Origin of the sequence: Pedobacter sp. UYP1, assembly GCF_040547305.1 — a bacterium.
In the GTDB taxonomy this organism is placed as follows: domain Bacteria; phylum Bacteroidota; class Bacteroidia; order Sphingobacteriales; family Sphingobacteriaceae; genus Pedobacter.
The window spans coordinates 13,991-27,625 of the sequence record NZ_JBEPPL010000001.1; the positions used below are offsets into that span (position 1 = coordinate 13,991).

The 13,635-nt window shown below is 40.4% G+C and carries 10 protein-coding genes; 9 read left to right on the forward strand and 1 reads right to left on the reverse strand.

The annotated features are described in order from the left end of the window. Positions 1 to 12: 12 nt before the first annotated feature. The 8 genes from ABIB30_RS00070 (at position 13) to ABIB30_RS00105 (ending at position 11,385) form a co-directional block, all read left to right on the forward strand. Positions 13 to 1,242 carry an MFS transporter gene (locus tag ABIB30_RS00070; RefSeq protein ID WP_354298704.1) on the forward strand — a complete coding sequence of 410 codons (1,230 nt, stop codon included), beginning with the start codon at positions 13 to 15 and terminating at the stop codon, positions 1,240 to 1,242. A gap of 92 nt (positions 1,243 to 1,334) precedes the next feature. Then, positions 1,335 to 3,929, forward strand: coding sequence for a phosphatidylglycerol lysyltransferase domain-containing protein (locus tag ABIB30_RS00075; protein WP_354298705.1), 2,595 nt, complete (start codon positions 1,335 to 1,337; stop codon positions 3,927 to 3,929). A 9-nt stretch (positions 3,930 to 3,938) separates the two neighbouring features. Next, positions 3,939 to 5,372, forward strand: coding sequence for an AcvB/VirJ family lysyl-phosphatidylglycerol hydrolase (locus ABIB30_RS00080; protein ID WP_354298706.1), 1,434 nt, complete (start codon positions 3,939 to 3,941; stop codon positions 5,370 to 5,372). A gap of 163 nt (positions 5,373 to 5,535) precedes the next feature. Next, a complete protein-coding gene (locus tag ABIB30_RS00085) occupies positions 5,536 to 6,729 on the forward strand; it encodes an anhydro-N-acetylmuramic acid kinase (protein ID WP_354298707.1) in 1,194 nt (397 codons plus the stop codon). Between the two features lie 107 nt (positions 6,730 to 6,836). After that, positions 6,837 to 8,117 (forward strand): NAD(P)/FAD-dependent oxidoreductase, encoded by a 1,281-nt coding sequence (locus ABIB30_RS00090; protein ID WP_354298708.1) that lies wholly within the window; start codon positions 6,837 to 6,839, stop codon positions 8,115 to 8,117. Beyond that, on the forward strand, positions 8,114 to 8,788 hold the full coding sequence (locus ABIB30_RS00095) for a response regulator transcription factor (RefSeq protein WP_354298709.1): 675 nt from the start codon (positions 8,114 to 8,116) through the stop codon (positions 8,786 to 8,788). The genes ABIB30_RS00090 and ABIB30_RS00095 overlap by 4 nt, the downstream gene beginning before the upstream one ends. Positions 8,789 to 8,832: 44 nt before the next feature. Next, positions 8,833 to 10,086: a sensor histidine kinase gene (locus ABIB30_RS00100; protein ID WP_354298710.1), complete on the forward strand. Its 1,254-nt coding sequence runs from the start codon at positions 8,833 to 8,835 to the stop codon at positions 10,084 to 10,086. Positions 10,087 to 10,200: 114 nt separating this feature from the next. After that, positions 10,201 to 11,385: an aspartate aminotransferase family protein gene (locus ABIB30_RS00105; RefSeq protein ID WP_354298711.1), complete on the forward strand. Its 1,185-nt coding sequence runs from the start codon at positions 10,201 to 10,203 to the stop codon at positions 11,383 to 11,385. 1 nt (position 11,386) lies between these two features. Here the strand turns inward: ABIB30_RS00105 and ABIB30_RS00110 are convergent, their stop codons facing one another. Next, positions 11,387 to 11,752 carry a response regulator gene (locus tag ABIB30_RS00110; protein WP_354298712.1) on the reverse strand — a complete coding sequence of 122 codons (366 nt, stop codon included), beginning with the start codon at positions 11,750 to 11,752 and terminating at the stop codon, positions 11,387 to 11,389. Positions 11,753 to 12,172: 420 nt separating this feature from the next. Here ABIB30_RS00110 and cls point away from each other — a divergent pair, with 420 nt between their 5' ends. After that, positions 12,173 to 13,633: a cardiolipin synthase gene (gene cls, locus ABIB30_RS00115; RefSeq protein WP_354298713.1), complete on the forward strand. Its 1,461-nt coding sequence runs from the start codon at positions 12,173 to 12,175 to the stop codon at positions 13,631 to 13,633. Positions 13,634 to 13,635: the final 2 nt, after the last annotated feature.

Consider the following 13,635-nt stretch of genomic DNA (forward strand, 5'->3'; position numbering starts at 1 on the left):
TTTTACGGTCTGATGAATCGTGAAAATAATAAAGTACACCAGGAAGGTGATCAGTTGAAATCGGGTACAATTTTGTTAATGGCTGTTGCTGCGGGTATTACCGTCGCCAATATTTATTACAATCAGCCAATATTGAAGGAAATGGCAATTTCTTTGAAGGCTACTGATGTAGAAATAGGGCGGGTATCCATGTTTGCGCAGCTGGGCTATGGTCTTGGTATGTTTTTCCTGATCCCGCTAGGTGATAAAGTAGACCGTAAAAAGTTAATCCTTATTTTGATGCTGAGTCTGGCCGCTATGCTGATCCTGATGGTGCTTGCAAAAGGCGTTGTTTTCGTTTGGGCGCTGAGTCTGCTCATTGGCGTCTGTTCCGCACCTGCACAAATCATTCTGCCCATGGCTGCCAGCTTAGATAAAGTGAACCGGGGTAAAACCGTCGGAATTGTTTTTAGTGGCATCCTGGTTGGCATATTAGGTTCAAGAGTGATCAGTGGATTCATCACTGACTGGCTTGGCTGGCGCTACGTTTACGCAATTTCTTCCATCATGGTTTTGACCGTAACTGTACTGTTAAAGCTTTATCTTCCAAATGTAAAACATAAATTTACAGGTACTTACGTGGCATTACTTAAATCAACCCTGGCCTTAGTCAAAGAACATGAGCTCTTGCGCAGGTCGGCAATTCTTGGTGCATTTACATTTGGTGTTTTCTGCTCTTTCTGGACAACTGTCACCTTTTACCTGAGTGGACCTGCCTTTGGCTTTCATGCAGATACCATCGGGCTTTTCGGTATCGTCGCAATTGGAGGTGCACTGGTTGCCCCTTATTTTGGGAAATTAGCAGACAAAGGAAATACAAAGAAATCTTTGATCATCAGTGTAACCATGATTATTTTCAGCCTGGTGTTGCTTAAACTCTTCCCGGTTTCAGTGATTGTGATGATTATTGCCATATTTATACTCGACATTGGCGTACAAGCTACACAGATTACCAATTTTACCAGGATTTATTCCTTAGATGAAAACTCTCATAGCCGTTTAAACACTATTTATATGACTACTTACTTTATTGGGGGAGGAATAGGAACCTTTTTTGGCTTGCTTTGCTGGAAACACGGTGGATGGGCACTTTCTACCTGGCAAATGCTACTGTGGTCATTCATTGCAATCGGTATCGTTATCTTTTCAAAATCAAGGACAAAGAAAAACCAAAACGCAGCAGAAAACGTTTTAAGGAATTAGTTTAGGCTAATTCGCTGCACGAAGTTCTTTAATCGGCAGAATTGTCATACTTTTGCTATCCTGATTACTATTTGAAAAAGCGTTACTTATACATGAAATTACCTGCACAATATAACCCGGTTCCTTTTATAAAGGATAATTACAAAATCATCGCGAGTTATATTTTCACGCTGTTTTTTATTGGTTTGGGCATCTGGTTTATTCAACACGAAAAAGCAGAACTCCAACAAGTAAAACACCTTGTCCTGACCTCTAAGTGGGATTGGATCACATTGGGTATTGTACTCAGTGTTGTTTATATTTTTGTACATGGCTTAATGTACAAACACTCCTTTAAAGCGGTAGGAAGCGAAGTTAGCCTGCTTGACTCCACAATGTTATATTTAAAAAGGAATTTTGTCAGTGTATTTCTGCCAGCAGGAGGAGTCTCTTCTCTCGCTTTTTTTAGCGGAGATATTGAGAAAAAAGGAGTGAGTAAATCTCAGATTAATTTCGCTTCCTCAATCTATGGCTTCGTAGGTATTCTTTCGGTAGTCGTTATCGCTATCCCGGTGTTTATTTATGCGATCTTTAAAGGAAGTATAGGCGCGGGGGAGTGGATCGGTTTGATTTCTATATTTGTTTTAATAGGGGGTATCTATTTGATTTACAGATCCATTTCAAATGGTGGTAAAATCTATCAGCTCCTGGTTAAATACATCCCTTCAGTAGAAATCTTCCTGGCAGAATTCAAGAGTAATAAAATTGAACGCAATGGCTTTATCTGGACTTTCATTTACAGCATGCTGATTGAAATTATCGGGGTAGTGCACATTTATATTGCGATGGTAGCCCTGAATATTGAGCCTTCCATCATTGTCGCCACGATCAGTTATGTAGTGGGTGTAGTCTTCCTGATTATCTCTCCTTTTTTAAGAGGTTTAGGAGCAGTAGAGGCCTCAATGACCTTTATGCTGATCCGTTTAGGCTATTCAGAAGCGGCAGCGGTGTCGGTTACTTTCCTGTACCGTTTCATGGAGTTCTGGATTCCAATGTTATTAGGCGCCCTGAGCTTCCTGGTTAAAATCAATAAATTGCTGATGCGTATTGTACCCGCATTGATGATCCTTGCTTTAGGGATTGTAAATATAGTTTCCGTACTTACACCGGCAATCCACGAAAGGTTAGTATTCTTAAAGAACTTTTTGCCTATTTCGGCTATTGCAGCATCGAATTACTTTGTACTCGTAGTAGGTTTGTTTTTATTGGTTACTGCAGCATTTATGCTCAGAGGGCTTAAAATGGCCTGGTATTTTGCCCTGAGTTTATGTGTATTCTCTCTTTTTGGAAACCTGACCAAGGCTTTCGATTATGAAGAAGCCCTGTATTCAGTGATCGTTATTATCGGACTGATTTTTTCCAGAAAAGAATATTACGTTAAACACAACTCCAGACTGCGCTTTATAGGTATTCAAACTACCTTACTTAGTGTGGCTGCAGTAGCTTTATATGGAACAATTGGTTTTTATTTCCTGGATGCCAAGCACTTTAATGTTGATTTTGGTATTCTTCAATCTATAAAATATACTTTAGAGAATTTTGTACTGATTGACAGTACCGACCTTGTTCCACAAGACGCTTTTGCAAGAGGGTTCCTTTATTCTATCAATATCAGTGGATTCTTATCCGTAGCCTTCCTGGTTTATACTTTGATCCGTCCTTATATTATCAAAGATACGACCGATGCTGAAGAATTTGACTGGGCAAGAACTCAATTGGATCAGTATGGGAATTCGGCAATGGATTATTTCAAAACCTATCCTGATAAGCTCATTTACCGCTCACCTGACCTGGAAGGCTTTATTTCTTACCGGATCGCCGGAAACTTTGCTGTTGTGCTGGAATCACCGGTGACCGCCCCTGAAAACTTAAAAGCATTTATCAAATCATTTGATAAGTACTGCTTTGAAAGCGGGATGAAAAGCTTTTATTACCGTGTAGCTGAAGAAAACCTGGAGCCCTTTACCCAAAGTGGTAAAAAGCGTTTATTCTTAGGACAAGAAGGTGTAGTTAACCTGACTACATTTACCCTGGATGGAGGAAATAGAAAGTCAATCCGTAACGCCCTCAAAAAAGTAGGTGAAAAAGGATACCACAGTAAGATTTATGAAGCACCGGTTAAAGACGGTTTATTACAAAAAATAAAATCAGTTTCAGATGAATGGCTGGCAGAAACAGAACGGGAAGAAATTGTTTTCTCTCAGGGGATGTTTGACTGGGAAGAACTGAAAAATCAAACGATTATCACCGTAGAGAATTCGGAAGAAAAGATTGTTGCCTTTTTGAATATCATTCCGGATTATGCGAAAGGGGAAGGGACTTATGATCTGATCCGGAAAACGGCCGATGCACCAAATGGTGTTATTGACTTTATTCTTGTCGAGTTATTTAAATACCTGAAAGAAAAAGGATATACGTCAGTCAATATTGGTTTTGCACCTTTATCAGGTCTGAATGATCCAAAAAACCTTCCGGAACGCTCGTTGAAATTTGCTTATGAGAAAATTAAATCCTTCTCCCATTACAAAGGACTGAGAGATGCGAAGGATAAATTTTCACCAGTATGGCATAATAAATATCTCGTTTACGCGCAGGATTATGACCTTATCCAGATTCCGGCAGTATTATCCAAAGTCATTAAACCTTAAAATGAGCCTATGAAAAGATTGATTCTCGTGATCGCAATGTTATTTTGTTTCGGCAAACCATCGTTTGCGATAAAAGGAGAAGAATCTCTTCGGTATGGCGCTTTTGGTAAAATTACGATCTATCAGCCTGTTCAAAAACCGACCTCGGTTGTCCTGTTCGTTTCTGGCGACGGCGGGTGGAAAGATGGTGTGATTGATATGGCCAGAGATCTTACTGAACAAGGCGCCCTGGTACTGGGTATTGATGCCCGGAGTTATCAAAAAGCCTTAGCTAAACGTAAAACTGACTGTTATTACCCTGCTGCAGATTTTGAGCAGCTGAGTTTAATGATCCAGAAAAAATACAAATTCAGTACTTATACCAAACCGGTGCTGGTGGGCTATTCTTATGGAGCAACCTTAATTTACGGAATCTTAGCACAAGCACCTGCCAACACCTTTAAAGGGGCTATCGCATTAGGATTTTGTCCTGATATTGTCGCAAAGAAACCTTTCTGTAAAGGAAGCGGATTAACACAACATGTGCTCAAGCCGGGCGTTTCCTTCTGGCTGGAAAGAAATGAGAAGCTGACAGCTCCGTTTATTGTGCTGAATGGATTTAAAGATGAAGCCTGCCCGTATGCGGCGACTGCCTCTTTTCTAAAAGATATGCCCATGGCAGAACTGATTAATCTGCCAAAAGTAGGACATGGTTTCGCCGTGACCAGTGAATGGGAGCCACAATTCAAAGCCGCTTTTCAAAAAGTAACCAGTGCACCTTCTTTTGCAGAACGCAAACAAGGAGAAAATAAAGAACTCAAAGCGCAGGCGATCAAACTCTATGGAGACGATTTACCACTGACTATTATCCCTGCCGCTAAAAAGAACAACCTTCCTTTAATACTGATGATTTCTGGTGATGGCGGATGGACAAGCTTTGACCAGTCGCTCGCTGAATCTCTTGCAGAAAGAGGTCTTTCAGTAGTTGGCCTGGATGCCCAAAAGTATTTCTGGGATGCGCGTACCCCTGAGAAGACTACTGCTGATCTGAGCAAAGCGATCCTGCATTATACCGCCCAGTTTAACAAAGAACATTTTGTACTGGCAGGCTATTCCTTTGGGGCGTCTGTTGTCCCTTTTGTTGCTGACCGGTTGGAACCTGCCTTGAAATCACGTCTTTCAGCAGTACTTTCCTTATCTCCGGATGTAACTGCCGATTTCGAAATACATGTATTGGATATGCTTAGTTTCGGCAATACCACAGAAACTTATAACGTGCAGGCCGAGATGAAGAAGATCAAAAACATTCCTGTAATCAGTTTCTTTGGAAAAGAGGAAGGTGGGGATATCGCCTCCAGATTTATCAAAGCAGGTTTGAAAACGGAACTTGTTCCGGGGGACCACCATTTTGGTGATAATTTCCAGGGACTATCTCTTGATCTTTTAAAAAGTATCCCTCAGTAAAAACATTCCCCGATAAAATCATCGCAGTAGAATTATCGGAATAAAACCATTAGAATAAAATCATCAGAATAAAACTATTGCAATAACACTATCGCAATAAATTTGTATCCAATAAAGTATCCAATAAAGTATTGTTTAATAAAAGCGCTCCTCTATAACAAATATGAATGTTCACATTGCTGATTTAGCCAGAATAGCTGCTGCCCCCTCCAGAATCATTGCCGGATTAATGTCCGGAACTTCTTTGGATGGTTTAGATATTGCCTTATGTGAATTCACAGGAGCAGGTTTACAAACTGAAGTAAAAGTATTGCATTTCATCACGATGCCTTATAGCCAGGAATTCAAAGAAGAGTTAAAAGCAATCTCTTTCAAAACCCAGGTTGAACTGCAGAAAGTTACTTTGTTAAATGCAGTGATCGGGAGTTATTCTGCGAAGCTGATCCTGGATGCCTTAAAAGAGTGGGGATATCCGGCCATTGCTGTTGACTTGGTAGCTAGTCATGGGCAAACGATTTTCCATGCGCCCATTTCTCTGCACCAGCTGGAATCTTTTCCAAATGCGACGTTGCAAATAGGAGATGGCGATCATATTGCTGTACAAACTGGAATAATCACCCTCAGTGACTTTAGACAGAAACATGTGGCCGCTGGTGGAGAAGGCGCACCATTAGCTGTATATGGAGACTATTTGTTATTATCCAGCCCGGTTGAAAACCGGATATTATTGAATATTGGCGGAATATCAAATTTCACTTACCTGCCCGGCGGTAGAAATCCTGATCTTGTATTTTCAACGGATGTCGGCCCGGGTAATACCTTAATGGATCAATTTGTTCAACTCAATTATCCTGGTAAATATTACGATCAGGATGCAGCAATTGCGAAAAGCGGAACTCCTGATACTGAACTTATTGAAGCGCTGTTAGCTCACCCATTCTTTGACAGGCCGTTTCCACGCACTACCGGGCCGGAATTATTTAACCTGGCTTACCTTCAAAAAGCAAAAGAAGCAGCAGGACAGCTTTCCATCTCCAAAGAAGACACCTTAGCCTCCTTATGTGAATTTACAGCGATCAGTATCGTCACTGCAATTAAACAAGCTATTGGTGAACAGCCATTTAAAGTTTATTTAAGCGGGGGCGGAATGCATAATCCACTTTTAGTACAAAAAATCAGTGAAGGGCTAGGTTTTCCATTGAACGATACCACTGATTTAGGAATAGATCCGGATGCTAAAGAAGCAGTGCTGTTTGCCTTACTAGCCAATGAATGCGTGGCCGGTGGACAGACTGATTTTGGTCATCGCCGTGGAATTCCAAGTGTGACTATGGGTAAAATCAGTCTGCCAGCTTAACAATACTAATTTTTACATTCAGGTTTCAAAACATTATTTACTTTTAACTGTCATTAGTCAGAGACTATCAAAAGGCGCTCCCGGCGCTGATAGTTAAAATATAAATTATGCAGAAACGAATAGTTATCATAGGTGGAGGGTTTGCAGGCATTAACTTAGCCCTGGAACTTGGAAAAAAGAAACACTATCAAGTTACACTGGTAGATAAAAACAATTATAATTTCTTTCCGCCGCTGATTTACCAGGTGGCTACCGCATTTCTGGAACCATCCAGTATCAGTTATCCGATCCGTAAACTATTCAGAAATAAAAGTAACCTGCATTTCAGATTGGGTGAACTGCTTAAAGTTATCCCGGAATCCCGACAACTCGTGTTAAGTAATGGGACTATTGAGTACGATGAACTCGTATTTGCTACCGGTGCAGAGACGAACTATTTTGGGATGGAAAATGTAAAGAAAAATGCCATACCGATGAAAACCCTGAGTGATGCGATCCAAATGCGTAATAAATTACTGACGCACTTTGAGGAAGCTACCATCACTAAAGACAGGTCTGAAATTGCAAAAAGCCTGACTATTGTCATTGCCGGTGGCGGGCCGACGGGGGTGGAGATTTCCGGGATGTTTGCCGAGATGCGCCAGAATATCATGCATAAAGATTATCCTGAACTGAAAAATACAGGTGCTCAGATCTATCTGGTTGACGGCGGTGCGGCTTTATTAAAGCCCATGAGTACCAAGTCGCAAGTAAACACTTACGAATCCCTGACCAAACTGGGCGTAAAAATATTGTTGAACAGCCATGTAAACGATTTTGTAGATGATAAAGTGATTCTTTCTGACGGAACAGAAATTGCCACAAAAAATCTGATCTGGGCAGCAGGTGTTAGTGCGATGAGCTTTGATGGAATTCCTGCTACCAGTTACGGACGCGGAAAAAGAATGATCGCAGACGGCTTTCATAAAGTACAAGGGCTGGAAAATATCTATGCCATTGGAGATACGGTTGCGCAATCCGGTGACCCTGCTTATCCAGAAGGCCACCCGCAAGTTGCGCAGGTTGCGATTCAGCAGGGTAGAAACCTCGCTGCTAACTTTATTCGTATCGCAGAACAAAAAGTACCCCGCAGTTTTATTTATAAAGACAGAGGAAGTATGGCCATAATCGGCAGCAACAAAGCTGTTGTAGATTTACCTAAGCCAAGGATTCACCTGAACGGGTTTATAGCCTGGCTGGCCTGGTTATTTATTCACCTGATGTCGTTGATTTCTTACCGGAACAGGTTCAGGACTTTCTACAACTGGACAGTAGCTTACTTCTCCAAAGATCAGTCCTTAAGGATGATTATCAGACCTGTGGATACCCATGACGAACCCGCTCCATGAAAATACTCTTAGTAGAAGACGAAGCAGCCCTGAGAGACAGCATTATTGCTTATTTCACTGAGGAAGGGAGCATTTGTGAAACAGCGGAGAACTATGCGTCGGCGTTAACTAAAATAAATATTTATAACTACGACTGCATCGTGCTTGACCTTACTTTGCCGGATGGCGATGGAATGGAGATTTTACGCAAGCTGAAGCAAATGCATAAGACAGATGGGGTGTTGATTATTTCAGCAAGACATTCTCTGGATGATAAACTATCCGGGCTCAATCTGGGAGCAGATGATTACCTCGTTAAACCTTTTCACTTGTCAGAACTAAAAGCAAGAGTGTCAGCGATTGTAAGGAGGAAAAGCTTTGATGGAAATAACCTGATTGTTTTCCAGGAAATTAATATTGATACCCTGGCGATGCGGACAACTGTTGGACAAAATAATATCAATCTGACCAAAAAAGAATATGACCTGCTGGTCTATTTTATTGCCAATCAGCGTAAAGTGATCACTAAAAGTGCCCTTGCAGAACATCTCTGGGGAGATGAAATAGATCTGTCCGATCACTTTGATTTTATCTATACGCATATTAAGAATCTAAGGAAAAAACTATTGGAAGCGGGATGTAATGACTATATTAAATCTATGTACGGCGTAGGTTATAAATTTAGCAGCTAATGAGATTTGCACACGCTTATAGCTTTTCTTAGGATAAAAATAAGATGAGATTAGCCCAGAAATACAACAGAGTAAACCTCTTCACTTCACTCATTATCTTAGTGTTGAGCGGAGCTATTTATTATGTCGCTATCCACTATATCCTGACCAACAAGCTGGATAATGATCTTAAAATTGAAGAAGAAGAGATCCTGGCCAGCGTTCGTGAATATCATAAACTTCCCTTGCCAAGTGACTTTAAAGATCAGAAGGTAAGCTACCATGAATTAAAAAAAGGAGATACCATAGACAGGAGCTTTAGCAATACCTGGTACTATAATCCGGAAGAAAAAGAAACAGAACCAGGGCGCAGCCTGAATACAACAGTTCAGCTTGGCGCAAAGGAATATGCAGTCACAATAACCAAATCAAGTCTTGAAGCAGAAGATCTGGTACGTCTTATATTTCTGATTACGCTTGGGATAATCGTCTTGTTATTGATAAGTCTGATTGCTGTTAATCGTTTTGTCCTTAATAGTTTGTGGCGTCCATTTTATGAGACACTTAAACAGCTTAAAGCCTTTAATCTGGCAGATAAAAATGAGTTTTCTGTTCAGCATACTCAGATTGACGAATTTCAGGAATTGAATGAATCCGTAATTTCTATGTCAACCAGGGTCAGACAGGATTACAAAGAACTGAAAAGCTTTACCGACAATGCTTCTCATGAAATGATGACTCCTCTGGCAGTGATTAACTCTAAACTGGATACGCTGATTCAAACAGAATCATTAACAGATAAGCAAGGAGAATTGATAGAGGACGTTTACCTGGCTGTAAATAAGTTGTCCCGGCTTAATCAATCTCTATTATTGCTTGCTAAAATAGAGAACAACCTGATCAAAGATGAAGAAGATATAGCGCTGGATGTGCTGCTGGCTCAAAAGCTACGTCAGTTTAATGAATTGTTTATTGCCAATGAAATTGAAGTAGAAAACCGGCTGGAGCCTCAGCAGTTGTACATGAGTAAATATCTGGCAGATATTCTGCTGAACAATCTGATCAGTAATGCCATCAGGCATAACCAGCAGCATGGGAAAATTAAAATAATACTGCAAGCAGGCCAGCTCAGTATTTCCAATACCGGATCACAAAAAGCACTAAATAGTCATCACGTATTTGAAAGGTTCTATAAAGATGCTTCTTCTGAAGGAACCGGTCTGGGACTTGCTATTACCAGCCAGATCTGCAACCTGTATCATTATAAACTAAGCTATAGCTACCAGGCAGACTACCATATATTTAGCCTGAAATTTTGATCCTATCCCGCTGAAATTCGAGTTTCATCACTCATTTTGACATGGAAAAGATCTTCTTTTTCTTAGAGCCTGTTTAAATTATAAGTAGTTTTACCGCAAAATTCAGGAAATCCAATGATCAGTCACAAAGAACTTTTTTTACGTAATAACGCCCAAACATCTACCAGTCCGAATATGCTTGAAGTTGACCATGCAGAAGGAATGTATCTCTATGATCTGAGCGGAAAAAGTTATATGGACCTGGTTTCTGGATTTGCAGTCAGTAATATCGGACACCGGAACCCAAAAGTACTGGATGCGATCAGAGCGCAATTGGATAAATATCTTCACCTTACAGTATACGGTGAATTTGTACAGTCCCCAATGGTCAGGTTTGCTGACAAGCTGATCAGTGTATTGCCTTCGAAACTGAATAACGTTTACTTTGTCAATTCGGGGACTGAAGCTACCGAAGGAGCCCTTAAATTAGCGAAACGCTATACCGGAAGATCAGAAATTATTTCCTGTCACCAGGCCTACCATGGCAGTACACATGGCGCATTAAGTGTAATGGGCAATGAACACTTTAAACAGAAATACCGCCCCTTGTTGCCAGATGTCCGTTTTATCACTTATGGTAAAGAAGAGGATCTGGAACTGATCACTAAAAACACCGCCTGTGTGATTATGGAGACGGTACAGGGAGAAGCCGGAATCCGGGTAGCTTCAAAGACTTATATGCAAAAACTAAGGAATAAGTGTACTGCGACTGGTACTTTACTTATTCTCGATGAAATACAAGCGGCATTTGGCCGTACAGGAAAGCTCTTTGCTTTTGAACATTATGATATTGTACCTGATATTTTGCTGTTGGCCAAAGCATTGGGTGGTGGAATGCCAATTGGTGCGTTTATTGCGAACAGAGAGGTAATGGGGGTACTCAAAGAAAACCCTATTCTTGGTCATATCACTACTTTTGGCGGGCACCCGGTATCGAGTGTAGCCGGACTGGCGAGTCTGGAAGTTATCTTGGATGAAAACCTGGTCGCTGGTGTTGCTGCAAAAGGAGAATTATTCAAAAAACTACTCGTTCACCCAATGATCCGTGAGGTTAGAGGGAAAGGATTAATGATGAGTATCCAGCTGGACAGTTTCCAGCAGGTAGAAAAAGTAAGTCAGCTTTGTGCCGCCGATGGTATCATCATAGACTGGTTTTTACATTGTGAAACAGCCTTAAGGGTTGCTCCTCCATTAATTATCACTGAAGAAGAGATCAGGAAAGCCTGCTCCACAATTTTAAAAGCACTGGACGCAAGCTGAGTTAAGAAGCGAGCTGAAAATATACTTTATCAATCAGATCGCCAATATTAAATGGTTTTGGTAAAAAGTCGTCCGGGCCAAACTCCGTGTCTATAATCATTTCTGGACGGAGCTGGCCTGAAATAAGAATAATAGGAATATGTTGTAGTGCTGAATTTTCTTTAATTGACCTGCAAATTTCCCTGCCATCAAATCCATCTAATTCTACATCCATCAGAATCAGATCAGGATTTTCCTTTTCAATTTTCATCAGGGCATCCCGGCCGGTTGCAAAGGTAAGTAAGTCCCAATCTACAAAGTCAAGTAGTGACTCCATAGCAGTCAGTACTTCCTGATCATCATCAAATATTAAAATTTTCTTATTCATTGGTTTTGAGTTTCGTTAATTGAAAATTATACCGCCAATTTTATGCCAAGGTTTACTTTTTTAAGAGGAAATAGTAAAATAGTCAATCTGTTGATACTGAGGGAGTCCTATTTATTTGTATTGCCCTGGAAAAAGCAGAGCAGGGCGGCGGCAGAATTAATTCTCTGGTTAAATTTGGGGAATATGCTTTACGTTCCAAATTGATTAATATTGCAACAAATCTGGCTGCTATCTGTTATTTTAGCAGTACCGGTCACACTCAGTATCAGTATGTCCTGCCAACGGCAGTTTTTAATGTTAATGGCGCTTTTCCAGGCACAAAACTAGCTATATTGAACGGAATAGATTGATCAGGATATTTTTCCTGATGGTGATGGTATTGACCATTTTATGCTTTGTTTACTATCTTTTTAAAATAATATGCAAGAAATTAGCTGGATACTCTTACTGGAAATTGTCTATACCCTGATTGTTATAGCCACTTGTCTGCGTATTATTTATGACACACATTCTACCAGTAAAACCCTGGCTTACCTGATGCTAACCGTTTTCTTTCCCATATTGGGAATTATTATCTATTTCTGTGTCGGCACTAATTACCGCAAGCGAAAATTATACAGCAAAAAGATCGTTAAAAATGAAATCATGCAGCGTCACATTGAAAGGCAGATTTTAAAAGAATCTGAAAAGACATGGAACAGTGTGCCCAATGAACTTTTGAAGTACCAGAAACTCGTTAAACTCCTGCTGAAAGATGGAATGAGTAATCTCACTGCGAACAATAAAATTGAGATTTTAAAAAACGGTGAAGAGAAGTTTCCAGCTGTATTGGAAGCTTTGAAACAGGCAAAACATCACATTCATATTGAGTATTATATCTATGAAGATGATGAAATAGGCAATGCGATCAAAGAAATTTTAATGCAGAAATCCAGGGCAGGAGTGCAGGTACGCTTGATCTATGACGATTTTGGCAGCAGCAGTATCCGTAAAAAAGTTGTTCCTGAATTAATCGATGCAGGTGTACAAGCCTATCCATTTTATAAGATTCTCTTCATCGCTTTGGCCAACCGGATTAATTACAGAAATCACCGGAAGATCATTGTCATAGATGGAAATATCGCATTTACTGGTGGAATTAATGTCAGTGACCGTTATATCAATAGTCCGAAACGACCAGATCAGCTCTATTGGAGGGATACACATCTTAAAATAACCGGTCCTGGAATTTATTACCTGCAATATTTGTTTATCTGTGATTGGAATTTTTGTGCGGACGAAGAACTTGTGCCCCAAAGAGATTTCTTCTCGGCCGCTCAGGATAACGGTGAAAATGCGGTGATGCAAATTGCTGCGAGTGGGCCTGACTCCGATAATCCTACGATTTTATTTTCATTAATTCAGGCCATAGGAATGGCAGAAGAAGAAATCCTGATCACTACCCCTTACTTTATTCCAGGAGAAAGCTTACTGGATGCGCTTGTTGTAGCTGCATTGAGCGGTGTAAAAGTTGTTTTGTTAGTACCTGGGGTATCAGATTCAAGAATGGTTTCGGCCGCAGGAAAGTCTTATTATGGTGATTTAATGAAAGCGGGCGTAGAGATTTATGAATATCAGAAAGGGTTTATCCATGCAAAAACGATGGTTTCCGATCAGCAATTGTCTGTAGTTGGAACGGCCAATATGGACAATAGAAGTTTTGAACTGAACTTTGAGGTGAACAGTGTTATTTATGATAGTCATACCGCTCAGGAAATGACAAAAATATTCTATCAGGATCTGGAAGATGCCATACAGATTAATCCTGAAGAATGGGAAAAAAGACCTTTATATAAACAGTTTCCTGAAAAGTTAAGTCGTCTGTTTTCTCCTTTAATGTAATT

What these genes read in the sequence shown, in the direction of transcription:
- ABIB30_RS00105 (WP_354298711.1), top strand. Translation starts at nt 10,201, where the DNA reads ATGATCAGTCACAAAGAACTTTTTTTACGTAATAACGCCCAAACATCT.
- ABIB30_RS00110 (WP_354298712.1), bottom strand. Translation starts at nt 11,752, where the DNA reads ATGAATAAGAAAATTTTAATATTTGATGATGATCAGGAAGTACTGACT.
- ABIB30_RS00070 (WP_354298704.1), top strand. Translation starts at nt 13, where the DNA reads ATGAATCGTGAAAATAATAAAGTACACCAGGAAGGTGATCAGTTGAAA.
- ABIB30_RS00085 (WP_354298707.1), top strand. Translation starts at nt 5,536, where the DNA reads ATGAATGTTCACATTGCTGATTTAGCCAGAATAGCTGCTGCCCCCTCC.
- ABIB30_RS00100 (WP_354298710.1), top strand. Translation starts at nt 8,833, where the DNA reads ATGAGATTAGCCCAGAAATACAACAGAGTAAACCTCTTCACTTCACTC.
- ABIB30_RS00090 (WP_354298708.1), top strand. Translation starts at nt 6,837, where the DNA reads ATGCAGAAACGAATAGTTATCATAGGTGGAGGGTTTGCAGGCATTAAC.
- cls (WP_354298713.1), top strand. Translation starts at nt 12,173, where the DNA reads ATGCAAGAAATTAGCTGGATACTCTTACTGGAAATTGTCTATACCCTG.
- ABIB30_RS00095 (WP_354298709.1), top strand. Translation starts at nt 8,114, where the DNA reads ATGAAAATACTCTTAGTAGAAGACGAAGCAGCCCTGAGAGACAGCATT.
- ABIB30_RS00080 (WP_354298706.1), top strand. Translation starts at nt 3,939, where the DNA reads ATGAAAAGATTGATTCTCGTGATCGCAATGTTATTTTGTTTCGGCAAA.
- ABIB30_RS00075 (WP_354298705.1), top strand. Translation starts at nt 1,335, where the DNA reads ATGAAATTACCTGCACAATATAACCCGGTTCCTTTTATAAAGGATAAT.